General features: G+C 34.5%; 27 protein-coding genes. 5 read left to right on the top strand and 22 right to left on the bottom strand.

Features of this window, described 5'->3' with window-relative positions; translation table 11 throughout:
• Positions 1-10: 10 nt before the first annotated feature.
• Together ACEN2K_RS07385 and ACEN2K_RS07380 are read right to left on the bottom strand one after the other, a co-directional pair.
• Positions 11-1,342 carry a TolC family protein gene (locus ACEN2K_RS07385; protein ID WP_441758688.1) on the bottom strand — a complete coding sequence of 444 codons (1,332 nt, stop codon included), beginning with the start codon at positions 1,340-1,342 and terminating at the stop codon, positions 11-13.
• Positions 1,332-1,964 (bottom strand): TetR/AcrR family transcriptional regulator, encoded by a 633-nt coding sequence (locus ACEN2K_RS07380; RefSeq protein ID WP_441758687.1) that lies wholly within the window; start codon positions 1,962-1,964, stop codon positions 1,332-1,334. The genes ACEN2K_RS07385 and ACEN2K_RS07380 overlap by 11 nt, the downstream gene beginning before the upstream one ends.
• A gap of 281 nt (positions 1,965-2,245) precedes the next feature.
• On the opposite strand from ACEN2K_RS07380, the gene ACEN2K_RS07375 reads away from it, so the two are divergent.
• The 5 genes from ACEN2K_RS07375 to ACEN2K_RS07355 all read left to right on the top strand — a co-directional run bounded on the left by ACEN2K_RS07375 (position 2,246) and on the right by ACEN2K_RS07355 (position 5,889).
• The gene (locus ACEN2K_RS07375; RefSeq protein WP_441758686.1) at positions 2,246-2,827 is read left to right on the top strand and encodes a TetR/AcrR family transcriptional regulator; all 582 of its coding nucleotides are present in this window, start codon (positions 2,246-2,248) and stop codon (positions 2,825-2,827) included.
• Positions 2,828-2,964: 137 nt separating this feature from the next.
• Entirely contained in the window at positions 2,965-3,597 is a 633-nt protein-coding gene (locus ACEN2K_RS07370) for a nitroreductase family protein (protein ID WP_441758685.1), read from the top strand.
• A 417-nt stretch (positions 3,598-4,014) separates the two neighbouring features.
• Positions 4,015-4,575: a C40 family peptidase gene (locus tag ACEN2K_RS07365; RefSeq protein WP_441758684.1), complete on the top strand. Its 561-nt coding sequence runs from the start codon at positions 4,015-4,017 to the stop codon at positions 4,573-4,575.
• A gap of 141 nt (positions 4,576-4,716) precedes the next feature.
• Positions 4,717-5,169 carry a hypothetical protein gene (locus tag ACEN2K_RS07360; RefSeq protein ID WP_441758683.1) on the top strand — a complete coding sequence of 151 codons (453 nt, stop codon included), beginning with the start codon at positions 4,717-4,719 and terminating at the stop codon, positions 5,167-5,169.
• A 156-nt stretch (positions 5,170-5,325) separates the two neighbouring features.
• The gene (locus ACEN2K_RS07355; protein ID WP_441758682.1) at positions 5,326-5,889 is read left to right on the top strand and encodes a DUF4494 domain-containing protein; all 564 of its coding nucleotides are present in this window, start codon (positions 5,326-5,328) and stop codon (positions 5,887-5,889) included.
• Positions 5,890-5,994: 105 nt separating this feature from the next.
• Here the strand turns inward: ACEN2K_RS07355 and ACEN2K_RS07350 are convergent, their stop codons facing one another.
• The 20 genes from ACEN2K_RS07350 to ACEN2K_RS07255 all read right to left on the bottom strand — a co-directional run bounded on the left by ACEN2K_RS07350 (position 5,995) and on the right by ACEN2K_RS07255 (position 25,972).
• The gene (locus ACEN2K_RS07350) at positions 5,995-6,510 is read right to left on the bottom strand and encodes a GNAT family N-acetyltransferase (protein ID WP_441758681.1); all 516 of its coding nucleotides are present in this window, start codon (positions 6,508-6,510) and stop codon (positions 5,995-5,997) included.
• A gap of 151 nt (positions 6,511-6,661) precedes the next feature.
• Positions 6,662-9,073 carry an outer membrane beta-barrel protein gene (locus ACEN2K_RS07345; RefSeq protein WP_441758680.1) on the bottom strand — a complete coding sequence of 804 codons (2,412 nt, stop codon included), beginning with the start codon at positions 9,071-9,073 and terminating at the stop codon, positions 6,662-6,664.
• A 15-nt stretch (positions 9,074-9,088) separates the two neighbouring features.
• Positions 9,089-9,517 carry a PepSY-like domain-containing protein gene (locus ACEN2K_RS07340; protein ID WP_441758679.1) on the bottom strand — a complete coding sequence of 143 codons (429 nt, stop codon included), beginning with the start codon at positions 9,515-9,517 and terminating at the stop codon, positions 9,089-9,091.
• Positions 9,518-9,634: 117 nt separating this feature from the next.
• Positions 9,635-10,900 (bottom strand): sensor histidine kinase, encoded by a 1,266-nt coding sequence (locus tag ACEN2K_RS07335; RefSeq protein ID WP_441758678.1) that lies wholly within the window; start codon positions 10,898-10,900, stop codon positions 9,635-9,637.
• Positions 10,893-11,570 (bottom strand): response regulator transcription factor, encoded by a 678-nt coding sequence (locus tag ACEN2K_RS07330; protein ID WP_441758677.1) that lies wholly within the window; start codon positions 11,568-11,570, stop codon positions 10,893-10,895. Before ACEN2K_RS07330 ends, ACEN2K_RS07335 begins: the two co-directional genes overlap by 8 nt.
• 264 nt (positions 11,571-11,834) lie before the next feature.
• Positions 11,835-12,308, bottom strand: a complete 474-nt coding sequence (locus ACEN2K_RS07325; protein WP_441758676.1) for an SRPBCC family protein — start codon at positions 12,306-12,308, stop codon at positions 11,835-11,837.
• A 451-nt stretch (positions 12,309-12,759) separates the two neighbouring features.
• Positions 12,760-13,119 (bottom strand): hypothetical protein, encoded by a 360-nt coding sequence (locus tag ACEN2K_RS07320; RefSeq protein WP_441758675.1) that lies wholly within the window; start codon positions 13,117-13,119, stop codon positions 12,760-12,762.
• 216 nt (positions 13,120-13,335) lie between these two features.
• On the bottom strand, positions 13,336-14,097 hold the full coding sequence (trpA, locus tag ACEN2K_RS07315; RefSeq protein ID WP_441758674.1) for a tryptophan synthase subunit alpha: 762 nt from the start codon (positions 14,095-14,097) through the stop codon (positions 13,336-13,338).
• Between the two features lie 52 nt (positions 14,098-14,149).
• Complete coding sequence (locus ACEN2K_RS07310) at positions 14,150-14,470, bottom strand: gamma-glutamylcyclotransferase family protein (RefSeq protein WP_441758673.1); 321 nt, start codon at positions 14,468-14,470, stop codon at positions 14,150-14,152.
• A 185-nt stretch (positions 14,471-14,655) separates the two neighbouring features.
• Positions 14,656-15,837: a tryptophan synthase subunit beta gene (gene trpB, locus ACEN2K_RS07305; protein ID WP_441758672.1), complete on the bottom strand. Its 1,182-nt coding sequence runs from the start codon at positions 15,835-15,837 to the stop codon at positions 14,656-14,658.
• 5 nt (positions 15,838-15,842) lie between these two features.
• Positions 15,843-16,457 carry a phosphoribosylanthranilate isomerase gene (locus ACEN2K_RS07300; RefSeq protein ID WP_441758671.1) on the bottom strand — a complete coding sequence of 205 codons (615 nt, stop codon included), beginning with the start codon at positions 16,455-16,457 and terminating at the stop codon, positions 15,843-15,845.
• Between the two features lie 184 nt (positions 16,458-16,641).
• The gene (gene trpC / locus ACEN2K_RS07295) at positions 16,642-17,427 is read right to left on the bottom strand and encodes an indole-3-glycerol phosphate synthase TrpC (protein ID WP_441758670.1); all 786 of its coding nucleotides are present in this window, start codon (positions 17,425-17,427) and stop codon (positions 16,642-16,644) included.
• A gap of 85 nt (positions 17,428-17,512) precedes the next feature.
• Entirely contained in the window at positions 17,513-18,505 is a 993-nt protein-coding gene (gene trpD, locus ACEN2K_RS07290) for an anthranilate phosphoribosyltransferase (RefSeq protein ID WP_441758669.1), read from the bottom strand.
• Positions 18,506-18,561: 56 nt separating this feature from the next.
• Positions 18,562-19,125: an anthranilate synthase component II gene (locus ACEN2K_RS07285; RefSeq protein ID WP_441758668.1), complete on the bottom strand. Its 564-nt coding sequence runs from the start codon at positions 19,123-19,125 to the stop codon at positions 18,562-18,564.
• Between the two features lie 90 nt (positions 19,126-19,215).
• Positions 19,216-20,616, bottom strand: coding sequence for an anthranilate synthase component I family protein (locus tag ACEN2K_RS07280; RefSeq protein ID WP_441758667.1), 1,401 nt, complete (start codon positions 20,614-20,616; stop codon positions 19,216-19,218).
• A gap of 271 nt (positions 20,617-20,887) precedes the next feature.
• The gene (locus ACEN2K_RS07275; protein ID WP_441758666.1) at positions 20,888-21,454 is read right to left on the bottom strand and encodes a YceI family protein; all 567 of its coding nucleotides are present in this window, start codon (positions 21,452-21,454) and stop codon (positions 20,888-20,890) included.
• Positions 21,455-21,707: 253 nt separating this feature from the next.
• Positions 21,708-22,274: a YceI family protein gene (locus ACEN2K_RS07270; protein ID WP_441758665.1), complete on the bottom strand. Its 567-nt coding sequence runs from the start codon at positions 22,272-22,274 to the stop codon at positions 21,708-21,710.
• A 39-nt stretch (positions 22,275-22,313) separates the two neighbouring features.
• A complete protein-coding gene (locus ACEN2K_RS07265; protein ID WP_441758664.1) occupies positions 22,314-22,946 on the bottom strand; it encodes an NAD(P)H-dependent oxidoreductase in 633 nt (210 codons plus the stop codon).
• A gap of 9 nt (positions 22,947-22,955) precedes the next feature.
• Positions 22,956-23,411, bottom strand: coding sequence for a MarR family winged helix-turn-helix transcriptional regulator (locus ACEN2K_RS07260; protein WP_441758663.1), 456 nt, complete (start codon positions 23,409-23,411; stop codon positions 22,956-22,958).
• A 281-nt stretch (positions 23,412-23,692) separates the two neighbouring features.
• A complete protein-coding gene (locus ACEN2K_RS07255; RefSeq protein ID WP_441758662.1) occupies positions 23,693-25,972 on the bottom strand; it encodes a GH92 family glycosyl hydrolase in 2,280 nt (759 codons plus the stop codon).
• Positions 25,973-26,041 lie beyond the last annotated feature (69 nt).

Here is a 26,041-nt window from a genome sequence, read left to right as displayed (position 1 = left end):
TTGGTACTGATTATATTTTTGAAAGATTGAAGGTTTGGTTTAGTTGTCCGCTTACAGTAAGCAGTTCGTAATATTTTTGAATAACATTTGCTTTAGCTAATGTTTTGTTGATGTTAGAACCCAGTTGCTCCACATCAGCTTCAAGAAGATCGTTAGTGTCCGAAAGGCCATTGTCATATTTGTCTTTGATAATGCGATAATTTTCTGAAGCTTGTTCTACGGCTTGATTGTATACTACATCTTGTTTCAGTGCAAGATCATAATCTTCAATTGCTTTTTGAACTTGAGTTTTGATTTGGTCAGTCAACATCGCTTCATGGCTTTGCAGTTCTAATGCCTTGCTTTCGGCAATTTTTACTGTCGTTCCATTTTTTAGAATGCCGCTTAAATCATAGGAAAGTCCTACACCGATATTCATTGCATTTTGAACAGTGACTACATTTTTTAAATCTATTGCCGTGTAACCACCAACGATGGCAATGGAAGGGTAATAACCACTTTTAGCTACCTTGATGTAATCTAAACTAGCTTTTTCCTGCAGGCGGATGGCTTCTAAATCTTTTCTGTTTGCAAAAGCCGCTTCGTCAGAAGTGGGAATGTTATTCATTTGAAAGTTAGCAAAGTCACTTTCTTTAATTTCTAATTTTGTTTTTGGATCCAACTTTAAAAGCGTAACCAATCCAAAATTAACCACGTTCAAATCACTAATAGCTCGGTCTAATGACAGCTGTACTTTAGAAACTTGCAGTTGGGATTTAAGAAGATCATTTCTAGGAATAATTCCGTTTTTTTCCAACTCTAAAAAGTCCGTTACTCGCTGGTTAGCACTTTTTTGATTTTCTTTTAAAAGCTCTACCGTTTTTTGTGCTTTGTAAAGACTAGCATAGTAATTTACTACCTGCATCGCAACCTCTTCTTTTGTTTGCAAAGCATTTGCCGTTTCAGCCTGATACATATGATCAGAGGCTTTTATAGTATTTTGAATTTTAAAACCAGCAAAGATAGGAAGACTAGCATTCACTTGTCCCAACATCAGCTGATTTACAACTGGCATGGGTTCAGAACCTGAACTGCTATTGTTGTTGATTTTTAAATCGATTTTAGCGTCTGTCAAGCGCTGGTATTGACCAGAAACTTTTAAGTCGGGGTAGCGACTATTTTTAACCGACTGCAATTCGTGTTTTTTTGTCGTTACTTTAGTATTCGCCAAAGTAACTTCATTGCTCTTTTCCCAAGCCATATGTATAGCTTCATCGAGCGTTAAACTAATTTTCTCTTGTGCTTCCATTGAGGTACATCCGATTAAGAATATCCCAAAAAGCATTAATTGACTAACTTTCATATATAAGAAGTGCTTTTATTGTTTGTTGAATGTGTTTTGTCAGTGTGGTTTGTATGTAATTATTGTATGCTTCTTCAGTAGTTAAATCTAAGAGGTTCATGAAATATTCTTTATTCATATGAAAATGAAAAAAAGTTCCTAAAATCGTAGGAGTCAATAGCGGAATCGAAATGTCTTTTCTAAAAACATTTTTGGCTTGACCTTCATGAATAATAGATTCTAAAGACCTCAAATTACTTTTCCTTAATTCGTGAAAAGCATTGATATTAATGTCTCTTTTTTTAGTCGCAATTTCGAAGTGAAGAATTCGATATATTCCTTTATTGCAACTGATTTTATGAATGTATATCTCAATTAGTTTGTTGATTTTATCGATAGGTTCTAAACTCTCTGTCAATAATTGATCAATCCTAATTTTTAAATCTTTTGTTCTGTAAAAGACCAGCGATTCCAGTAATCGTTCTTTGGAACCAAAATAATACGACACCATCGCAATATTAATTTTGGCTAGCTTGGCAATATTTCTGATAGAGGTACCATCAAAGCCTTTTTCAGCAAAGAGTGTCTCTGCTACAAGAAGAATCTGAATTTGTTTATCGTTAAAATCGCTAGTAATAGACATACAATTAATTTACAATGCAAAATTAAACAACCGTTTAATTTAAACAGTTGTTTAATTTTTATTTAACTTAAAATTAACAATAAAAGTATTCAATTTTTTGAGGTATTTAAATGTTTGATTAGAACTGGTATAATCGTAATTCACTGTGTTTATGACGCTTGTTGTTATTGGTGTAATTGAAAATTAATATTTAGTATAAATTTATGAACGTTCATTCTTTTATTGTTTTATCTTTGCTGCTTCATAATAATTAATATTAGAAAATCTATTAAATCCTAAGAATGGCATTACTGCAAAAAAGTATCGATAAACGAACAGCACTTTTAAAAGCGACTTTATGCTTAGTGAATAGTGGGGGAGTGCAAAGCGCTTCGATGGCAAAGGTTGCCAAGATGGCTAATGTCTCGCCGGCGACAATCTATCTTTATTTTGACAGTAAACAGGATTTAGTAAATCAACTTTATTTAGATGTGAAAACCTCTTTTGCTGCGTCTGCATTTAAAGAATATTGTCCTAAAGCGGAAGTCAAAACTAATTTTGAGAAAATTTGGCTTGCAATGGCAACTTATAAATTAACTAACAAAGAAGAAGCGTCTTTTTTATCTCAAAGCGACAATACTCCCATGATTGACGAAGCCACTAGACAAGAAGGATTAAAACAAATACAGCCGCTTTTTGATTTGTGGACGCAAGGTCAAAAAGAAGGATTGATTAAAGATATTTCGCCTTATTTGCTGTTTGCATACAGTATTTATCCTATAGCCTTTTTAATGAATATGGAATGTAGAGGTATTTGTCCACTTGATAAAAAGGTGATAGCAAAAGCTTTTGAAGCTGCATGGGATAGTATTAGTTTGAAATAGAGGGAAGAATCAAGAGGAAAGAGGCAAGAGTAAATGGAATAAAGAATAGAAATAATTAAAGAATAGAAATAATTAAAGAATAGAAATAATTAAAGAATAGAAATAAATAAATAATAAAAATACTAAATAGAAATAAAATGGAATTATTAGATAAATTAAAATGGCGTTATGCTGCAAAAGCAATGAATGGTGAAAAAGTGTCTCAAGACAAAGTAGATCGCATCCTTGAAGCGGCAATTCTTGCACCTACATCAAGTGGTTTGCAGCCATTCGAAATTATGGTTGTTACTAATCAGGAGATTAAAGAGCAAATTAGAGCGATAGGTTGGAACCAATCTGTGATTACTGATTGTTCTCATTTACTAGTATTTGCAGCTTGGGATACGTATACGGCTGATCGCATCAATACGATGTTTGACCTGACGAATGAAGTTCGTGGTTTTAAAAATGAAGGTTTTGAAAATTACCGTCAAATGTTATTGAACAGCTATCCTCAAAAGGATGCCGAAGTTAACTTTCAACATGCTGCACGACAAGCTTACATCGCTTTTTCACAAGCAATTGCACAAGCGGCTTTTGAAGGTGTTGATACAACGCCAATAGAAGGTTTTGATCCAGATGCCTTAGATCAAATTCTAAACCTAAGAGAAAAAGGCCTTAGAAGTTGTGTGATTCTTCCTTTAGGATATAGAGATGCTGACAATGACTGGTTAGCTAATCTCGTTAAGGTTAGAAAAAGTAAAGAAGACATGGTTACCGTTATAGACTAAGGAACTGCATTAAAACTGCTCTCATGCTTTTTAAGATTTGTTCTTAAGATGAAAGTTCAAATCTTGAATTTTTTTGCTGATTCATTATTAACTTGCACTGTTTTGGCGGTGCGAATAATTTAGTACAACATTCGCATAGTACTTTTTGACCGCTTTTTTTGACGAAAAAAATAAAGGACAGAGGCTTGTTAATGTTTTAGAATATTTTAAAAGTAGCACCACATATAGAAGCGTTTCAATTTATTTTGAAGCGCTTTTTTTATTGATAACTACAAAGTCACTTTAAAAATAAGAAGCCAAGATAATGGCTTTGTGCTATTTTTAGTTATTTTTGTGAACCAATAGCCTTAAAATGAGGTGAGAAACATTATTTTCACTTCCGCGGGTTCAATTTCAGTAGTAACTTCAATTTTCCTTATGATTGCATCAAATTCATCTTTTTTCAAATCGGTTATACTATCTAGTTTATCACTATTTTTATTAAGTAGTTTCACTGAATGTAAAAAAGCAGCAATTGTTACTACAGCCGTACCGAAGATTATTGATAAAAAGGTTCCTGATAAAATCAAAAATGCAGAGGAAATCGAAGATGATTTGCGAACTGCTCTTTTGAATTTTGGAAAAAGTTTACTGGGCACACCTTATGTGTATGGGGGTACCAGCAGAAAAGGTTTAGATTGTTCTGGTTTTGTCTATTTTGTTTTTAAAAATTTCGATATCAGCGTACCTAGAAGTTCCATGCAGTTTAAAAACTTTGGAAAAGAAATCGCAATTGACGAAGTTAAAAAAGGAGATATTCTACTTTTTTTAACTCCGACTCGAAATGTAATTGGGCATATTGGTATTGTTTCAAATCCTGATGGAATGCAAAGTAAATTCATCCACGCTTCTTCTGGAAAGCAAATGCAAGTGATGATTTCAAATTTAGATCACAAGTCCTACACTCGCCGTTTTGTAAAAGCAATCCGTGTGCTATAACAAATTTTCTTTTGCTGTAGAAAAAACAATCCCAGTTAATTCCGCTCATTTTTAGAAGTTTCAATTTAGTTTTGTTTGCGAATAGAAGCTAATTTGTAGAAAAAATAGTATATCTTACTACCTCTATAAACAAAAGAAAACATGAAAAATAAAGTAGATAAAAATTGGATTATTACGGCCTGTGTCGAAAATCAAAAAGAGCTAATCGAAAACTTTAAAAATCGTGAAGCCGAAATCAATGATGCCGCTTTCAAAAAAAATGACTCTGCCAGTCAGACTGAAGATCGAAGCGCTGGAAAGTACGAACTTTTAAAAGCGATTGGTGATGAACTCGCTTTTGCACAAAAAGAACTCAGTTTTTTAGAAACTATCGATGGTGATGCAACAAGTGATATTGTAGAATTGGGAGCCGTTGTCGTTACTGATAAACTAACTTTTTTTATCGCAATTTCTAGTGAAAAAATGGAAAAAGATGGCGCTACGATTGTTGGGATTTCGACAAGAGCACCTATTTATGAAAGCATGAGAGGATTAGAAAAAGGAAAATCGTTTCAGTTCAATGAGACGACTTACGTTATCGAAGATTTGTATTAAAAACCAGTAAAAAGCTTCAGATTAAGTTGATTTGTTGTTATAGAAGGAGTTAGCTAAGTGATGACCAGTAAGCGTCAAATTTGTGAATATCTATTTTATGAATTGTGTGATTTTTTTTCTTTAAAATCTATCTTTGGCATCCTTAAAAAAAATTATATGAGCACAACTTGGTACGAATGCAAAGTAAAATATAGAAAAACGGATGATACTGGAGTACAAAAGGTTACCACCGAACCGTATTTAGTAGACGCCTTATCCTACACTGAAGCAGAGAGCAGAATCAACGAAGAAATGTCGGCTTACATTAGTGAGGAGTTTAAAATCACCAATATAAAAGTGGCTAATTATTCTGAAATTCATCCTTTTGAGAATAGTGATCGCTGGTTTAAATCAAAAGTGTCTTTAGTAGCTTATGATGAAGAAAGCGGTAAAGAGCGCAAGACTAATATGTACATATTATTGCAAGCTAATGATGTAAAAGAAGCTTTTGATAATACGACTGCCGTAATGAAAGGATCAATGGGAGATTATAGTATTCCTGCTATAACCGAATCTCCTATTATGGATGTCTTCCCGTATTTTTCTGGTGAAGAGGGAGAACTAGAACAGTTAGAACGATTCAATGCACTTAAAGCGTCAAAACCAGAAGTGGTTGCTGAAGTCGAAGATCATATGGAATTTGTTACCGAAGAAGAGGTAGAAGAAGAAGCTACAGTGTAATTCTTTATTGAAAAAAATAACTACCGCAACTTCACAAATTGTAGCCTTACGAGGAATTGTACTATTTGTGAATTTGCGGTTTTTTATTACTTTTGTTGATGAGAACTACTGCTGTTTAGTTAACACTTTTTCATAAGCTTTTCTTGGACTTCCTCTAAAGAATACTTCGCCACAAAGCGTGTATCCCAAGTTTTCAAAAACCTTCATCATCGGGACATTGTCAAAATTCGTGTCGGCTTTAACACTGTAAATGTTGTTATGTAGTGCAAAATCTTCTACAAAACCAATAATCATTTTGGCTAAACCTTTACCCAAGTATTTTTCTGAAATAGCAACTCGGTGAATGACAACAAAATCCTCATTTGTCAGCCATTTCCCCTCAATAGCAGCATAAGCAGGCTCATCATTGATGATCACGGCACTATAGCCAATAACGCTTTCTCCCTCAAGTAATACAAATCCCTGGCCTTTTTCAATGTCATTTTGCACCACATCAGGATTAGGATAGCCATCTTGCCATTGCGCACTACCGTCTTTTTTTCTGCGAATGATCGCTTGTTGTAAAATTTCCCAAATCGCATTTTGTTCTGATATATCTGCTTTTCTAAAGATGTAGTTCATGATGGTCTTTCAATGTTGAGGTCGATTGTAATGTCAAAAATAAGTTTTATTTCTTAGTTTATTCAATGCTACTTATTGAAGATGCATCGAAAAATAAAAAATGCGTAAAATCACTGACTTTACGCATTTAGAATCAACAATTGAAATTGTTTTAAAACTTATAACTGTATCCCAGTCGAACGACTTGGGTTTCATAATAGTCATTACTGGTATAATGGAAACCTTGTCCGTCAATTTGTTTTTTGATAATCATGGTATTCAGCAAGTCGGTTGCGTTTAGAAACAGTTCCCCTTTTCCTTTCTGGATCGGCTTTTTTAAACCTAAATCTAATGAGAATCGCGACTGTATTTTCCCTTGCGGAATGATATCTGGCGCTAGATAAACAGCCGTAAGTTGCGCGTTAATTCCGTTCGAAAAATGAAAACTATTATTCCATTTTAAATTCCCTGAGATTAATTCCTGTTTCTCGGCGGAGAAGATATGTGCCGTAGGATATTTATTTTCCACAGTAAAAGCATCAATTTGGTTGCGATATGCATTCAAGTTAATATTGAGAGAATACAAGCTAGAAAGCTCTTGCGCTAAAACCATTTCCAGTCCCGTATTGTAACTTTTATTCACATTTTGAAAGGTGGCATAAATTATATTACTTGGCGGAACGGTACTAGAGATTCGGGTAATGGTTCCATTAGCAAATCGGTGGTACAGGGCGGTGTACAAACTTCCTTTTTCCCAATTTGTTTTGTAGCCCATTTCAATCGAATTGGTAAACTGTGGGCGCAAGGCTGGGTTTCCCACTTTAATAATCTCGGCATCATCGTACTTCGGAAAAATACGAATATCTACTTCATTGGGTCTGTCTACACGTCTATTATAAAAAATAGAAACTTTGTCGTTGTCATTGATTTTATAGGCTAAGCGCATATTAGGAAACGGTTGTGTGTAGTGATAACCGTCACTTTGATACACCACATGCCCTGGATTCACATCATACTGAATTTTGACATATTCCAGTCGCAAACCCAACTCGGCTTCCCATTTTTTATTTTCAAAAATGTAGTTTCCGTACACTGCCGGAATCAGTTCTTTGTAGGTTGCCCATCCACCAGCATTGGTATCTAAGACCGAATTTTCTCCTGGAATAAACAACATATTAGTCGGGATATTGCGATTTCTAAGTTTAATTCCTGTTTCTAATCGTCCATATTTTAAAGGTCGAATGTAGTCCAAATTAAAATCATATACCTGCTCATCAGATAATAATTTGAAGGCATCAGTACCAGTGGAAGCAGGCAAATAATTATCATAAAAATACTTTTCATCCTCTCTATGAAAGGTATAATTGAAACCAACATTCAGTAAACGACCCGCTTCTTTAAATTTGTGTTGGTAACTTGTTGTGGCCATTACAGTGGTTTTTAATTCATCTTCTAGAAATTGCCACAAACGCAAACGCTCTGTGTAATCCCTATTAAAAAATGGTTGATCACCACGATCAATTATTTTCTCACTTCCAAAAAGGCCAGAGATGGTTAATGAGTTTTGGTCGTCAATAGCATAATCTATCCCTGATTTTAAGGTTGTAAACTGGGTGTCTCTATTTCTTTTTAATTGGGAATTAATAAGCTCTCCATTATCGTAAGTTCGGGTGACAAATTCGTTTTTATTCAGCGTTTCAGTGTATAAATAATCGCCTTGAAAAAATACATTTATTTTATTTTTTCTATAATTAAGCGATACACTGGGGTTAATTTTTGGCGTAAAAGTATATTGCGGCCTAATCGTGGGTAAGTTCTCTTTTCGTTCCCATAACGAACCCAAACCTGTAGATAAACCCAGTTTACCATTGAAGCCATTTTTTTTATTCTTTTTGTAAATGATATTGATAATTCCCGCATTTCCATTCGCATCATATTTAGCCGAAGGATTGTTGATAATCTCAATGCGTTCAATCGCTGAAGCCGGAATATTATCTAGTCCAGCCGCATTTCCAAAACCCGTTAAGGCCGTTTGTTTTCCGTCAATAAGCACCGTTACTTTGTCGTTTCCGCGCAGTTGTACTTTGCCATCTTGAGTGGTTACACTGGGTAAATTTTGCATCGCCTGCAACACTGATCCTCCATTTTGACTGATATTATCCGTTAGCGAAAATGTTTTTTTGTCCATTTTATCGCTGATCTCATTTATTTTTGTGCTTATAACCACCTCTTTAAGTGCGGTGGATTCTTCTTCAATTACTATGGTATTCAAGTCTAAGAATTCTGATAGTGTCCCTATGTATAGCGTTTGCTTTTTTGTGGTGTAACCTATATAAGAAACCTCCAAAATGTAATTTCCAGAAGGTATTTTAGACAATGAAAATCGTCCTTCGTCATTTGTTACTGTTCCGCTTATAAAAGCGCTGTCTTTTTCGGTTTTCACGACAACATTCACATAAGGCAGCGCGACATTATCCGCTTTTTCTTTGACTAAACCAGAAACAGTGACGCTTTTGCCTTGAGCAAATAAGTTTGCCGAGAAAAGGCATATAATTAGTAAGCTGTAATATAATTTGGTTTTCATTCTAAATGCTGCTAACTAGTTTTTAATTTCCTTGATAAATTTTCCGTTTTGGTCAAATAGGATATCCATTTTTTTTATTTCGACTTCATAAGTTAGTTGACCGTTATGATTTGTAATTTTGGCCGCCTCTTTAATGGAAGCATCCTTATAATGAATTTTTACATAGTCTAAGACAGTCTTTGGAAGTTGTGAAGTCTTAATTTCCGCTTCGGTTTCGAGAATATTTCCTTGTTTGTCAAATAAAACCGAATTGTCCGTTTTGTTTAAATCAAAACTCGCTTCAAATTTATCCTGTTCTTTATCCCATTTTGCTTTTTTAATGGTAGGATAGTGTTTTTGAAAAGCTGCTTTTACCACAGGAGGAATCTCTTTTTCTGATGTTTTTTGTGCGAAGGTTAAGGAAGTAACCAATAATGCAATGCTAAGTACTGCTAAATTTTTCATCTTGTTTTTATTTAAGGTTTTAAAATAGTAGCACAAAGTTGGGATGCAATTTTGAAGAAAGTTAGAATTTAGTTGCTTTCGCAAAAATTAATTTGAAATAAACGCTTCTTTTTCGTTTTAGAATCGCACTTTGAACGTGTGCAGTTCGTTTTCAAAGGAGTAGGAAATAGTCCAATTATTGCCATCTGCAATTTTCTTGATAATGGCTAAGCCCAAACCGTTTCCGTGATCAGAAGGGTTTGATTTTGAGAAGCGATTAAATAGTTTATCTGTTGTCAAAGCTTGAGACTGCCCTGAGTTTGAAAAAATAAGGCTGTTATCCCCGAGTTTTACCTGTAAATCACCATCAGTTTTATTGTGTTTAATTGCGTTGAGGAACAAATTACTAATTAAAATTTCAGCCAGTACAGGATTAGATTGTACCAAGTTATTCTCATGTAATTCAAGTTTAACGGAAAGGTTTTTAGCTGCCGCTTGTTCTGTGAAAAAAGCACTATTTTTCTCGATGATTTCTTTTAGACTTATGGTTTCTTTTTCACTGAAATTGTCATTTTCTATTTTAGAAAGCAATAATAAATTTTTGTTTAAGCGAGTTAAACGGCCAATAGTATCGTTAATCGAACTCAAATCTTGGTATTGCTTTTCGGTGAAAGAACCACTTTGAACAAAGCTATCAATTTTTGCTTGAAAAACAGCCAAAGGAGTTTGCAGTTCGTGTGCTGCATTTTCAATAAATTCCCTTTGACTGCGGTAGATTGTAGTGTTTTTAACCACTAGTTTTTCAATACTCGTATTCAGTCGCTTAAATTCTTCAATATCTGTCGCAGTAAATTGAGGTAATTTGGATTTGTCAATTTCAAACTGTTCGATTTGTGTCAAAGTTTGATTAAACGGTTTCCATAGACGAACAGACAATCTTTTTGTAATAATAAATAAGCCAAGGAGTAAGATTGAAATAATCATTAGAAAAAGTAACGCTATGTTCTGCATTAAATCTTCGGTTTCTACCAAACTAATTCGGTCCGAATAGGTATACGGTTGACCCTCGATAGTTATCATGGTATTGAGTTCGCGATAGGGTTCAATTTCATTATCCAAAACATCATGGTAGGATTTGTAAAATAAAGTATCCTTGCTGGTATTGTTGAAATCAGTAATCTTGCTATTCCTGTTGTATTTATTCCAGCTAGTAATTTCTTCCCTTTTCAGACTTGGTAAAGTGAATTGTAGAAACTCATTTTTATTCAGGATTAGCGTATCATCCGTTTCATCGAGGTACAATTTTTTAGTACTGTAATAGAATAGGGGAGCAGCCACCAAAAGGAGTACGACCGAAAAAAGTAGGTAGGCTCTGGATGTTTTGTAGAGTAGATTTTTAGTCATTTTGCCATTTGTAACCGAGTCCATAAACTGTTTTAATATAATCATCGCAACCTGCCTCTTTGAGCTTGTTTTTGAGATTTTTAATATGTGCGTAAACAAAATCGTGGTTGTCGAGCATGTCTGCCATATCGCCTGAAAGGTGTTCGGCAATAGCACTTTTGGACAATACCTTGTTCAGGTTGCCTATTAAATACAACAATAAGTCGATTTCTTTTTTAGTTACCTCCACTTTCTTGTTGTTTACTTTTATCATTTTCGAAAGTGTATCAATTTCGATTTCGTTGAAAGTGACTAGATTGTTACCGTTAAAGTTTTTACGCCGAATCAAGGCTTGTATGCGCACCAAAAGTTCCGATAAATGAAAAGGTTTCGTTAAGTAATCGTCGGCACCAAGATTGAAACCTTCAATCCTTGTTTCTAAATTTTCTTTGGCCGAAATAATGATCACACCTTCGGTTTTATGTTGCTTCTTAAGTTCTTGTAAAACGGCAAATCCGTCGCCATCAGGCAGCATTAAATCTAACAAAATACAGTCGTAGTCGTAGTTAGAAATTTTAGTAATAGCGGCTTGGGTAGTAGTTGCCCACTCACATACAAAATCGTTTCCTGTCAAATAGCTTTGAATGCTGTTGGCAAGTTCTTTTTCGTCTTCTATCAGTAGTAATTTCATAGCAGCAAAGGTAAACATTCAATTTAGAAGAAATTTAGAATACCTTTTCATTTCTATACTATAGAAAATCATTCACCACACATTATTATTATTATTATTATTATTATTATTATTATTATTATTATTATTGAATTTAGTTTGTGTTGATGTTTTAAGGAATGTGTATTACCACAACCGTGTACTACTTACTAATGAAGAATCTCCACAACAAGCTTCATAAAAAATATTTTTTGAGTTGCCCAAAATGCAGCATGCAAGTTGTTTTTATTTTTTCAACAGTTCCTTAAGATTGTCAAGAAACATTTTCCATCCCTGTTCTATTCCTGAACTTAGCATCGTTTCTTTTTGTTCTTTAGTTGCAAAACTATAATACAATTTCATGACCGTTTGATCTGCTGCCGCTTCAAAAATTATCTCAGCAACAGTTGGTTCGTTATTTTCTCTATTGTCATCCCAAGAATCTTTATATACGATTCTATTTGGTTTTTCAAGTACGAGGTATTCTCCTTTGGTGGGATAGATTTGGTCTTCTGGAGATTTCATATGAATTCTAAAGTAGCCACCCACTTTTAAATCCATTTCTGCTATTGCCACTGAAAACCCAGTAGGGCAAAACCATTTTTGAAATACCTCCAAATTTGTCCAAGCATCATAAACAATATCGGGTTTTGCATGTATTTTATATTCCAGTAGTAGAATGGGATCCAGATAGTTGGCTGTCTTAAATTGTGCTTTCATAATTTGTTTTTTAATTAGAAACAAGATTTTGGTAACTATAATTAGTTTAAAGTTAAACAAAAATGGGGATAACTATTTTACTATTATTACTTTTCTATCTGGAAGTTGGAACATAAAATAGTTGCAATTGTGTGTACTAGCAGATGCTATTCTTTTCTCTAAAATTCAGTATAATTTAATTCAGATTTATTTTCGCTAAATCATTGACTTCGCAAAATACACATTCGCCCGAATTCAACTGAGGTTTTATTTTTTTATAAGTATATCTAAATTTTTTTCTCCCCTCATTTTATTTACATTTTTTATTAATCCAAATACAGAAATTATTCTCCAGTTTCCTTCCTAAAGTTTTCAACTTTTAGTTTTCGGTTTAACGAAAACTGAATGTGAAATGGGAAATCTAGTAAATTCATGCTAGCTCAATAAGGGTGTTAGCTGCTTGGTTGTTTATTTATTCAATTATCAATAATTTGTTTGTGCTAAATTTTGCACGAACATCACAAACTTTAATTGATTTCTTGTTTTTTATAAAAACTAAAGTAGTTTTTGAATCATCGGCTGTTTCATATTCCGATATATTAGACAGGTCTAAATTATATTTTTTTCCAACTTCGTTTGGGATTTGATAAGGCCCCATGACGATATAATTATCCCATTTAAAATTAGTTACTTTGGTTAATTCAATTGGCTTTTTTTCTTTTAAATATTCTAAATTTATTTTTTCAGATAATTCTTTGTCGGAACTTAATTGCAAAAAAGAGTTACAAGATGTAAATGATGCAATAACTATAAATAAAATAATTTTTTTCATTTTAATTCTGAACTTTATTTCGTTTTGCCAAATTACAGCCAAGTCTCACCTACCACTGCAAATTTCTCTGACTTTGTCTGATAGACGTCCTTTTTTTGCTATAGCTAATATAGGGATAAAACCTTTAAATCAGCTTAGTAGTGCGTTAAGAGCAACATAAAAAAACGGCATTTAAATTGTTTTTAAATGCCGTTTTAAATATAAATAGTTGCACTATTATCGAATCGCATTTACAAAATCGGCAATTTTTCCTGTTCCATTTTCAGTAAGATGCTGGATGAACGCACTTCCTATAATGGCACCTTGTGCAAACTGGGTGGCTTGGTTGAAAGTTTCGGCATTGTTGATTCCAAAGCCAATAACTTGTGGGTTTTTTAAATTCATGCCAGCAATGCGCTTGAAATAATCTTCTTGCGTGCTTCCAAAACCAGATTGAGAACCCGTAACACTAGCCGAACTGACCATATAGATAAAACCATCAGAAACGCTATCGATAAAACGAATACGCTCATCTGAGGTTTGTGGGGTAATCAAGAACACATTGATTAAGCCGTATTTTTCAAAAGTAGCTTTGTATTCATCAGCATATACATCTACTGGAAGGTCTGGTATGATTAAGCCATCAATACCTATTTCTTGGCATTTCTTGCAAAAATTCTCAACTCCGTATTGCAACATCGGGTTGAAATAGCCCATAATTACTAATGGTATCGAAACTGTTTTTCGAATGTCTTTTAATTGGTCAAACAAAAGTTGGGTAGTCATTCCGTTGTGTAAGGCTTGTGTAGAACTTGCCTGAATGGTAGGTCCATCAGCTAATGGATCGCTGAATGGCAAACCAATTTCAATCATGTCAATCCCGTTTTTCTCTAAATCTTCAATGATTTGAACGGTGTCGTTTACGTTAGGATATCCAGCTGAGAAATAGATCGAAAGTATTTTCTTGCCTTCTTGTAGTTTTTTATTTATTCTGTTCATTGTTATATTTTTTCAGATTGTGAATCTGCTTTTTTATTTTAATTATTGCAGTTTAAACTTTGGCGCTATATGCCCAAGCAATTTCTTTTGACTGCAGTTGTACTTGTACCCGTTTGTAATGACTGCCTTCATAAGTATCAGAAAGTTGTAATTCCTGTAATGTCAAATCATAAACGATTCCGTCAATAGTATCTTCATTGTTTTGAGTTGGTGCAATAATAGGATAGGATTCCATTCCAAATTCTTCTTCTATTAGAATTTCTTTGACCTCGTATCCCATCAAAGTTTCGGGAACTCCATGTAGCGTTCTTCCAAAAATAGTTTCTTGAATTTCTTTTTCTTTTAGGGATCCGTAAGCGAATAATTTTTCCATTTTTTCTGTTTTTGAAATTGTGCTATGAAAACTAAATGTTCTTATTTTGTTTGCGTTAGGGATAGTAGCGGTATCCTTTTGTGAAGCGGTAGCGTAACAAAAGATTTAGCGAATAGCCCGACCGCTTGCCCTGATCTTTTTCAGGGGAAGCGGTAACGCCCTCAAAAAATTAAGCGTAAACCCAACTATAATTTGAAATAATCAATATAAGTATTCAAATCCTTGTCACCACGTCCCGAGAGATTGATGACTACAATATCGTCTTTTTTAAATTTCATTTCGTCCAGAACAGCAAAAGCATGTGCGCTTTCGATAGCCGGAATTAATCCTTCTAATTTGGATAATTTTAATCCCCAGTTCATCGCTTGCATATCAGTAATCGAAATAAATTGTGCTCTTCCTGAAGCGAACAAATGCGCATGCATAGGCCCTACGCCAGGGTAATCCAATCCCGCCGAAATAGAATAAGGCTCGGTGATTTGACCATCATTCGTTTGCATCAACAATGTTTTACTACCATGAATCACACCTATTTTTCCCAATGCTGATGTGGCAGCACTTTCACCAGAATCGACTCCTAAGCCAGCAGCTTCAACGGCAATGATATTTACATCTTTTTCGTCTAGAAAGTGGTAATAAGCACCAGCAGCGTTACTACCGCCACCTACACAGGCAATCACATAATTAGGGTTTTCACGACCTTCTTTTTCTAATAACTGCTCTTTTATTTCCTTAGAAATCACCGACTGGAAACGCGCCACCATATCAGGATACGGATGCGGACCCACGACAGAACCAATGATGTAATACGTATCTACTGGATTGTTGATCCAGTCGCGAATGGCTTCGTTTGTGGCATCTTTCAAGGTTTTTGAACCGGAGAGTGCAGGACGAACTTCGGCCCCTAGCATTTTCATACGCGCTACGTTTGGTGCTTGACGTTTGATGTCGATTTCACCCATGTACACGATGCATTCCAGTCCCATTAAAGCACAAACGGTGGCTGTTGCCACACCATGTTGACCAGCACCAGTCTCGGCAATAATGCGTTTTTTACCCAAACGTTTGGCTAATAAAATTTGCCCTATCGTATTGTTCACTTTGTGTGCACCTGTATGGCATAAATCTTCTCTTTTTAGATAGACTTTAGTATTGTACTGCGCTGATAAGCGTTCAGCAAAATATAGCGGAGTAGGGCGACCTACATAATCTTTAAGTAAGGCATCAAATTCGGCTTGAAACTCAGGATCTGCCGTTATTTTTAGATAATTTTGACGCAACTCTTCCACATTTGGATATAACATTTCAGGAATGTAGGCTCCTCCAAATTCACCATAATAGCCTTTTTCGTTTACGTTGTATGACATTTTTATTATTTTTTATTTGATGTAGAGAGGCGATCAATTGCTTCTTTACACCAATCTATGTTTTTTAATCCGGGTTCTATTTCAAACTTACTGTTTACATCAATGGCGTGAACAGGCAAATTAGTTTTTAAAATGCTATTCACAGCATCCAATTCATCGAGACCAATTCCGCCACTGAGGAAAAAGGGTTTAGACGAAGGATAATTTTCTAAAACTTTCCAGTCGAATGTGGTTCCGTTTCCGCCAGGTAATTTTCCCTTGGTGTCAAAAAGAAAATAATCACAAACCGATTCAAATGGTGCAAGTGTCGCAAAGTCAAAGGTATCCAAAATTGAAAACACTTTTATGATTTCAATATTCTTTAACAACGATTTTTTTAGTTCGGCACAAAAAGCCACTGATTCCTTCCCGTGTAGCTGTACTGCTTGTAAATTGTGTAGTTGTACTTTATCCACAATATTAGCTACAGTTTCATTCACAAAAACCCCTGTTTTCTTAATGGATTTAGGCAATTCAGGAATAATTCCGTCAAAATAACGCGCTGATTTATCCCAAAATATAAATCCCATATAATCGGGTAGGAGCGCTCCTAACTTGATTATATTATCGGGGTATTTCATACCACAGATTTTTATCCCCAGCCCGGCCCTCCCCGAAGGGGAGGGAGACGTTGTGTTATGTTTGTCTAAATTTTCCATTAATGATTTATTTAACTTTAAAAACTTCTCTCGAAGTTTTTAAAGAACCACTCTTTACTTTTACTCTTGCATTTTTCCCACAAAAGGGGAGTTGCCCCTTCGGGGGCTAGGGGGCTAATTGCTTGATAAATTCCATTGCGGCCTTACCAGCATTATCCGTCTTCATAAAGTTTTCACCTATTAAAAATCCTCTGTAACCGTAAGGTTTGAGCTCTTTAATTGCTTCGATGGAGCTAATACCGCTTTCAGAAACTTTTACAAATTCGTCCGGAATTTGTGATGCCAATTGCTTGCTAAAATCCAAACTCACTTCGAAGGTTTTCAAATTTCTATTATTAACGCCAATCATGTCTAAAGTAGGCATAATTGATTTTTCTAATTCTTCTTGATTGTGTACTTCTAAGAGTACTTCTAATCCCAAGCTTTTAGCAAACTGAGACAATGATCTAATTTCTTCGCGCGTTAGAACCGCAGCGATTAATAGAATCAAGTCGGCTCCATGGGCTTTGGCTTCTAGGATTTGGTATTCATCTACAATAAATTCTTTGCGTAATAACGGAATAATTACTGAGGCTCTTGCCAACAATAAATCGTCTAAAGAACCACCAAAATATTTTCCATCAGTCAAGACTGATATTCCACAAGCACCTGCTTTTTCATAGCCTTTTACTACTTCTTCTACCGTAAAACTATGATTAATCACTGATTTTGAAGGCGAACGGCGCTTGTGTTCTGCAATGATTCCGGTAGCACTATTCTTTAAATTTTGACTTAGCGAAATCGTCTCTTTCCCAAAGAAAACGGAAGCTTCCAACTGAGAAACCGGAATAATAGATTTTTTGAGAATGACTTCTCTTTTTTTATCCATTATTATTTTATCGAGTATGTTCATTCTAATTTGTTTAAAGTTTTAAATGTTTAAGGTTTAAGGTTATTCAAACTGAGAACTTTCAACCTTAAACTTTAAACTATTTTTTCTATTTGCTCAACTCCTGCAATGTTTTCAACGCCTTTAATCCTTTTCCTGAAAGTAAACTTTCTTTGGCCAATGCAAAACCATCTAAAGGAGAACATTTTGTTACTGTTGCGATTGCCATTCCAGCATTAGCGCAAACCACATTATTCTGAGCCTCAGTTCCTTTACCAGAAAGGATATTCGTAAACATTTGTGCCGATTCGTCTACTGTTTTTCCACCTTCTATTTCGCTTTGCGCTAATAGACCTACGTTGAAAGTTTCATGTGTTAACATGCCTTCCATACTGCTGGTGATGATTTTTGTAGGACTTGTTAGTGAAATTTCGTCGTAACCGTCTAAAGAATGCAAAATGGTGAAATTCACATCGGTATTTTGATATAAGTAGGCATACATTCGGGCCAACTCTAAATTAAAAACCCCAACCAATTGATTTTTTGGAAACGAAGGATTCACCATAGGTCCTAACATGTTGAAAAAGGTTTTTACAGCTAGTTCTTTTCGAATAGGTCCCACATTTTTCATAGCAGGATGGAACAATGGTGCGTGTAAAATACAAATTCCCGCCTCGTCTATCGATTTTTCTAGGAAGTCGGCATCATTGCTGAATTTTATTCCTAGATTCTCCATCACATTACTAGAACCCGAGATAGAAGAGAGTCCGTAGTTCCCGTGTTTGGCCACTTTCACTCCAGCACCTGCTGTAATGAAGGAAGCGAGAGTGGAGATATTGAAAGTGTCTTTTCCGTCACCGCCCGTTCCACATAAATCGATAGCATTATAAGCCGATAAATCCACACGGATACACAGCTCTAAAAGCGCTTCCCGAAAACCAGCCAATTCTTCGATACTAATGCTTCGCATCATATATACAGTCACAAATGACGCAATCTGACTTGGGTTATAACTTCCGTTTGAGATATTAACCAATACATTTTTGGCCTCTTCTTTTGAAAGGGTTTCGTGATTGATTAGTCTATTTAATATGTTTTTCATTTTATTTTTTTGTTTAAAGTTTTAGGTTTAAAGTTTCAGGTTTTACAAACTGAATACTATGATTTTACCCAATTCTCTAACATTTTCTTTCCGTTTGGGGTTAACACACTCTCTGGGTGAAATTGTACACCACGTACGTCATAGGTTCTATGACGGAGAGACATTACTTGCCCATTTTCATCGAATGATGTCGCTTCCAGAACATCCGGTAAATTAGTGTTTACCACCCATGAATGATAACGTCCTACTTCAAATTCGTTTCCTAATCCTTCAAATAAAAGTTCATCGTCAACAACCGTTTTTACGTTAGTAGCGATTCCGTGATAGACTTTGTCCAAGTTAGAAAGCGTTCCGCCATAAACTTCACCAATGGCTTGTTGACCAAGACAAACACCAAAAATGCTTTTGGATGGGCCGTATTTTAGAATCACTTCTTTTAGCAATCCTGCCTCATCCGGAATTCCAGGACCAGGAGAAAGGAGTATTTTATCAAAATGAGCAATTTCATCGATATCAAACTCATCATTTCTATATACCGTTACTTCGCAGTCTAAATCCTCCAAGTAATGCACTAGGTTGTATGTAAAGCTATCGTAATTATCTATAACTAGTATTTTCATTTTTTATTGAAAATTGAAAGATTTAAAGATTGAAAAAATTGTGTTAACTAATCTTTAAATGCTTAAATTATTAAATCTTTTAATTATTTTTTAAATTGTTTCAGCTAGATCCAGCGCTGTATTCAGTGCTCTTAATTTGTTATACACTTCTTGCATTTCGCTTTCTTCATCTGAGCTTGCTACAATTCCGGCACCGGCCTGTGAGTGCAATTGATGGTTTTTACTTAGGAACGTTCTAATCATAATGGCATGGTTAAAGTTACCTTCAAAATCCATAAACCCTATTGCACCACCGTAAAAATTACGGTTGGTTTTTTCATAATCTTCAATAAGTTGCATGGCTCTGTGTTTTGGTGCGCCACTCAATGTTCCTGCCGGGAATGTGTCGGCTACTACTTGCATCGTTGTCGCTTTCTCATGTAAATGTCCCGTTACTTTAGAAACCAAATGAATTACATGCGAGAAAAATTGTACTTCGCGGTATTTTTCTACTTTAACATCATGACCGTTCCGACTTAAATCGTTTCGTGCAAGGTCAACCAGCATTACATGTTCGCTATTTTCCTTTTTATCTTCTGATAATTGTTTGGCTAAGATGGCATCTTTTTCATCATCACCCGTACGCTTGAATGTTCCTGCAATAGGATGAATTTCGGCCTTACGGTCTTTGACAATTATTTGGGCTTCGGGCGAAGAACCAAAAATTTTAAAATCCCCATAGTCAAAAAAGAACAGATAAGGAGAGGGGTTGATGCTTCTTAAAGCTCTATACACATTAAATTCGTCTCCTTTAAAACCTTGTGTAAAACGACGTGACAACACTAACTGAAAAACATCCCCGCGAAAGCAGTGCTTCTTGGCCAAAGCCACATTGTGTTTGAATTCGGCATCAGTCAAGTTAGAAAACCCTTCGCCTTCTTTGGTAAATTTATACGAAGCAATATTGCGAGATTGCAGCAGTTGCTCTATCTCAGAAATATTGTTTTTATCATCCACACTATGACAAAATAGATAGGCTTGATTTTTAAAATGATTGATGGCAATAATATTTTGATAAACGGCATAATACACATCAGGAATGGTATTGCTGTTTTCTTTTTTGGCAATATTTACTTTTTCAAAATAACGCACAGCATCATAAGAAATGTACCCAAACAATCCATTATTGATAAATTTGAAATCGTTCTTCTCTGATTTAAATTGCTGCGAGAATTCTTGAATAATTTCAGGAACAGCGGTATGTTCATTAATAAAAATCTTTTCTGAACTTCCATCAGGATAGTTTTTAAAAATTGTTTCGTTTTCGATTTTTATCGAAGCAATAGGATTACAACAGATGTACGAAAAACTGTTGTCACTCCCGTGATAATCACTACTTTCTAGTAGTAAACTATTCGGGAACTTATCACGTATTTTTAAATAAACGCTCACCGGAGTTATGGTATCTGCGAGTATTTGTTTGTATTTCGTATTTAGTTTAAATGATTTCAAGGGTAATAAATTTTTATGATTTGTAATTTATTTTTATTTCTAAAAGTATAAAAACAGAAAAAGGCTTGTCGTGATGACAAGCCTTTTATATTTGTATTCAAATAATACCATAGGAGCTTAGTTCACGACGACTGACGTAAATTATTCCACCACCAAGTATTGTTTGTAATTGTTTTCATATGACAAAGATAGAAATGTAATTTGTTTTAACAACCAAAAATTATCAAAAAAAAACAGTATAAAAGAAGATTTTTTGTTAAATAAAATTTTATTAAAAGCTTAGCATAACGATTAATTCAAATTCGTTGTAAATAGTACGATCTCCTAAATCACTAAAGTAACTGCCTGAACCATACTTGATATCATATTTAGTACGGTCAATGAAAAGGTTAGCGGTTGCAGTATTGTTTTTAACTAGTAAATCAAATTTCACTGGATTTGTAATACCTTTTAAGGTCAAGTTAGCCGAGATGCTGTAGGTATTGTTTCCTTTATTTGCGACGGTAATAAAATCTAATTTGGCTGTTTTGAAATTGTAAACCCCAAAAAAATCATCGGACTTTAAATGACCTTCAAGATCATTTTTAGATTTTCCTGTTTGATCGGTATTTGTCAAAGATGTCATATCAGCTACAAAACTTCCTCCTGCAAGTACATTATCTTTAAATAGTAAATAGCCGTCCTTAAAGTCTATTGTTCCTTGGTGTTTTCCCGTAATTTTTTGACCTATCCAAGTGATTTTACTTTTTGATACATCTATTTTTTTAGTTTGTGATGTAGCTTTCGAAAACGTAAAGAGCACTAGGAGTGCCAATGTCAAGTGTTTAAAATCTTTCATATTGATATATTTAAAAATTGATAGTCTGTAGTGGTTTTTTAAATTATCAGATGTGGGGGAGGGTAACTTAATACCAAAGTTACAAAATTTTTGTTACTATTTAGTTTATCTATTTGATTTACAATTGTTTGTGATTTGTTTTTCTTCTTTAATATAAAAGTAAAATGTTTTTGATTTGATTTTTCATATAACTAAAATACCCCGCCAAAATTAAATTTTGACGGGGTATAATGAATTAGTAAACCTAATTTATTTAGAATTTCAAAGCAACTGCTAATTCAAATTCGTCAGAAATAGCTTTATCACCAATGCTGCTAAAGATACTTGCAGAGTTGTATTTGATATCGTATTTTGTTCTGTCTACATTGAATTTAGTTGTAGCTGTGTTTCCGTTTACAGCAATATCAAAAGTTACTGGTTTTGTAATTCCTTTGATCGTTAAATCAGCAACTACTGTGTAAAGATTTTTTGCTTTAGCTCCAATTTTTTTGAAAACCAATACTGAAGTTGGGTATTTTTCAGTTCCGAAAAAATCTTCTGATTTCAAGTGACCGTTTAATTTTCCTAAGTATTCTCCAGTTAAATCTGTAGCTGTTAAAGAAGTCATATCAACAGTGAATGTTCCACCTACTAATTTTGCTCCTTTAAATACAAGTGCTCCGTCTTTAAGATTTACAGTACCGCTGTGTTCTCCTGTTACTTTTTTACCAACCCAGTTGATTGTACTTGCTGCTACATTTACTTTTTTAGTTTGTGCAGATACTGATACTGTAGATAAAACTACTACTAATGCTAATGCAATTGATTTTAAATTTTTCATGTGTTTAATTTTTGTGTTTGAATTGAAATGGATTAATAATTATAGTGTGATGAACAAGTCATCTTTTGATTTTCTAACTTTTTTATAATGCTGAGTATCATCTTCAGTATGACGGTATCCTACTGGAGCAATTACTGCAGCGTTCAAATTTAGTTTATCTAAACCTAAAATAGCATTAAATTCGGCTGCATTGAAACCTTCCATTGGCGTAGCATCAATGTTTAACTCAGCTGCTGCACTTAATAAGTTTCCTAACGCAATGTAGGTTTGTTTTGCTGTCCATACATCCTTAGCATCTTCCGGAATTGGATTTACATATCCTTTCATGTAATCACCATAACCATTCAAAGCTTCTATAGGTAATTCCCTGATTTCACTTGTGGTTTTCAAGTAAGCATCAATTTCAGCGTCACCCACATTCGTTTGATTAGCAAAAACAAATAAATGCGAAGCATCCATAATTTGAGATTGTCCATAAGCAGCGGGCAATAACTGTGCCTTGATTTCTGGATTTTCAACAATGATCACTTTATACAGTTGTAATCCAAATGCCGAAGCACTCAAACGAACCGCCTCTTTAAGGAAATCTAAGTCAGCCTCTGATACTTTCTTGCTGCTATCGTATTTTTTTGTGGCATAACGCCAGTTTTGATTATCTAAAAATGTACTCATAATTGTTATTTATTGATTTCTGTATTTTTCTAATAATGTATTTAATTGTTCAAGCTCTTGTGACGTTAAATTCTTAGAGAAGTAATTTTCATGTTCTATTACTTTCGGATCTAATTCGCTAAGAACATCTAATCCTTTTTGTGTAATGGCCACTTCAATTTTTCTTCTATTTTCAGGACAGACATTTCTGGTCACAAAATTTTTTAATAATAATTTATCTACTAAACGAGTCGTGTTACTGGTTTTAGCAATCATACGCTCTTGTATGGCGCACATATTCGCTGGATTTCCTTTTTGACCTCTTAGTATTCGTAAAACATTATATTGCTCTCCAGATAAATCATACGGTTTTAATACTTCATTAAATTTTTCATTGGTAATATTTTGTGTGTACAAAATATTTAAAATAATTTTCTTAGAAATATCTAACGGTATTGTGCTTTTTATTTCATCTTCAATTTTCATAATACCTTTCTTTATTTGTTGGTACAAATGTAACACTTTATTTATTTGTATATACAAGTGTTTGCTTATTTTTTTGTTAAAATTATTTTATTTATTACTGCTTAGTGTTTAGTATGTTGTTAATTAAGTAGTTACAAGATTGTTTTGCAATTTGTGAATAGTTGTAATAACAAACAAACCTCTTCTAAATTTATTTAAAAGAGGTAGTTAGGGCTAAGTCTAAGAAGGATAAGAGTTCGATTTCATCCTTTTATATCGTTAAAAAAGGCGTATTGATCTTCTTATTGAGTTGTAGAAAGTGAAAAAGGAAATGATTCTTTCGTTATTCCACGCTTTTTATTTGGTGTTTTAGACATCTCAAAATCAATAGCACCTCCCTTTAAAATGGTTTCATGACTAATCCAATTAAAATCATATCCCTTTTTATTCAACTTCAGTTGTTGTATGTATTTATTTTCAGCGCTATTTTTTGGAGCGGTGATGATAAATTGTTTTCCGTTTTCTAAGTTTAAGGTCACTTTTTTAAAGAGTGGTGTACCTAACACATATTGATTTGTAGCGGGACAAACTGGGTAAAAACCCAAAGCAGAAAACACATACCAGGCCGAGGTTTGTCCGTTGTCTTCATCACCACAATACCCATCTGGAGTGGGTTTGTATAATTTTTCCATTACTTCTCTTATCCAATACTGGGTTTTCCAAGGTTCTCCTGCATAATTGTACAAATAAATCATGTGCTGAATGGGTTGATTTCCGTGTGCATATTGTCCCATGTTGGTAATTTGCATCTCCCGAATTTCATGAATGGTTTCTCCATAGTAACTAGCATCAAAATCTGGAGGCATGGTAAATACCGAATCAAGTTTGGCTGTAAATTTTTTATAACCTCCCATTAATTGAGTTAAACCGTCAATGTCATGAAAAACACTCCAACTGTAATGCCAACTATTGCCTTCAGTAAAGGCATCGCCCCATTTTAATGGATTGAACGGGGATTGAAAGTTCCCATCTTTATTTTTACCACGCATCAATTTTGTTTCCGGATCAAAAAGATGTGTATAGTTCAAACTTCTGGATTTATACAAATCAATTTCCTCTTTCGGGCGATTCAAGGCCTTTGCTAGTTTGTAAATTGCAAAATCATCGTAGGCATATTCTAAGGTTCTGGCGGCACTTTCATTGATATTAACATCATAGGGAACGTAACCGAGCTTGTTATAATATTCCACTCCTTTTCTACCCGTGGCTTGAGGTCCTTCGTTATTGGCACCGTGTAATAAACCTTCATAAAGAGTTGAAATATCATTTACTTTTACTCCTTTTAAATAAGCGTCTGCCACAACGGAAGCCGAGTTATTTCCTATCATAATATCACTATAGGAGGGACTGCTCCATTCCGGCAACCAGCCACCTTCTTTGTAATCATTCAATAAACCTTCCTGCATTTCGCGATTGATAGAAGGATACATTAAATTTAAAAAAGGATATAATGCCCGAAAAGTATCCCAAAAACCAGTACCTGCAAATCGATATCCAGGCATTACTTTACCAGAGTAGGGGCTATAATGTACAATGTTACCGTTTGTGTCTATCTCATACATTTTCATTGGAAAAAACAAAGTGCGATATAAAGTAGAATAAAAAGTACGAACTTGATCTATTGATCCCCCTTCGACTTGAATTGTATTTAAAGTTTTGTTCCAAGTCTCTTTTGCTTTTTGTTTTACGGTTTCAAAGTTATCTGTACCAATTTCCTTCAGATTCACTTCCGCTTGTTCGAAACTTATAAATGACGAAGCTACTTTGGCATTAACCTGATCTCCTTTTTTTAAATTTTTAAAATGGATTAAACCAGAAATATGGGAACCAGAAAGTTCTAAGACATCCATTTTGGTTTTATCACTCCAAATTGAACTCAAGTCAAACTGTGTATCGAAAACAATAACAAAATAGTTTTTAAAATTGGTCAGTTTTCCACGAGCATAGCGCGAACTGTATCCAATAATTTTATTTTCTTCGGGTATAATTTTAATGTATGACCCTCGATCATATGCATCAATGACTATAGCAGCATCATCAGTTTTTGGAAAAGTAAATCGAAATGCTGCAGCACGTTCTGTTGGACTAATTTCTGTTGTAACATCGTAATCTGCCAGATACACACTGTAATAATAGGGTTTTGCTATTTCGGCTTTATGACTGAACCAACTCGCACGTTGTTCTTCATCAACTGTTTCCTTACCTACAATGGGCATCAATGAAAATTGTCCATAGTCGTTCATCCATGGCGAAGGCTGATGCGTTTGTTTAAAACCTCTTATTTTTTTGGCATCATAGGTATATTGCCAACCATTACCATTGTTCCCTGTTTGGGGTGTCCAAGCATTCATTCCCCACGGTAAAGCAATTGATGGATAGGTGTTTCCGTTACTTAATTCGTAACTGCTATCTGTTCCCATTAAGGGGTTGATCCATTCGACTAAATCGGTTGGTTTAGCAATTTGTTGTGCAAAGCTAAAAATGGGGAGTAGTAAAAAAGGAAGAATAAATTTCTTTAACATAGGAAGTGGTTTTCTTGAAATTGGGTTTAGTTTCAAAGATAAAGAATTTTATATTCCAAAAATAGTTTG

The organism is Flavobacterium sp. W21_SRS_FM3 (assembly GCF_052113625.1).
GTDB lineage: Bacteria > Bacteroidota > Bacteroidia > Flavobacteriales > Flavobacteriaceae > Flavobacterium.
Note: the sequence above shows the minus strand (reverse complement) of the source record. Positions and strands in the feature narration are given on the sequence as shown.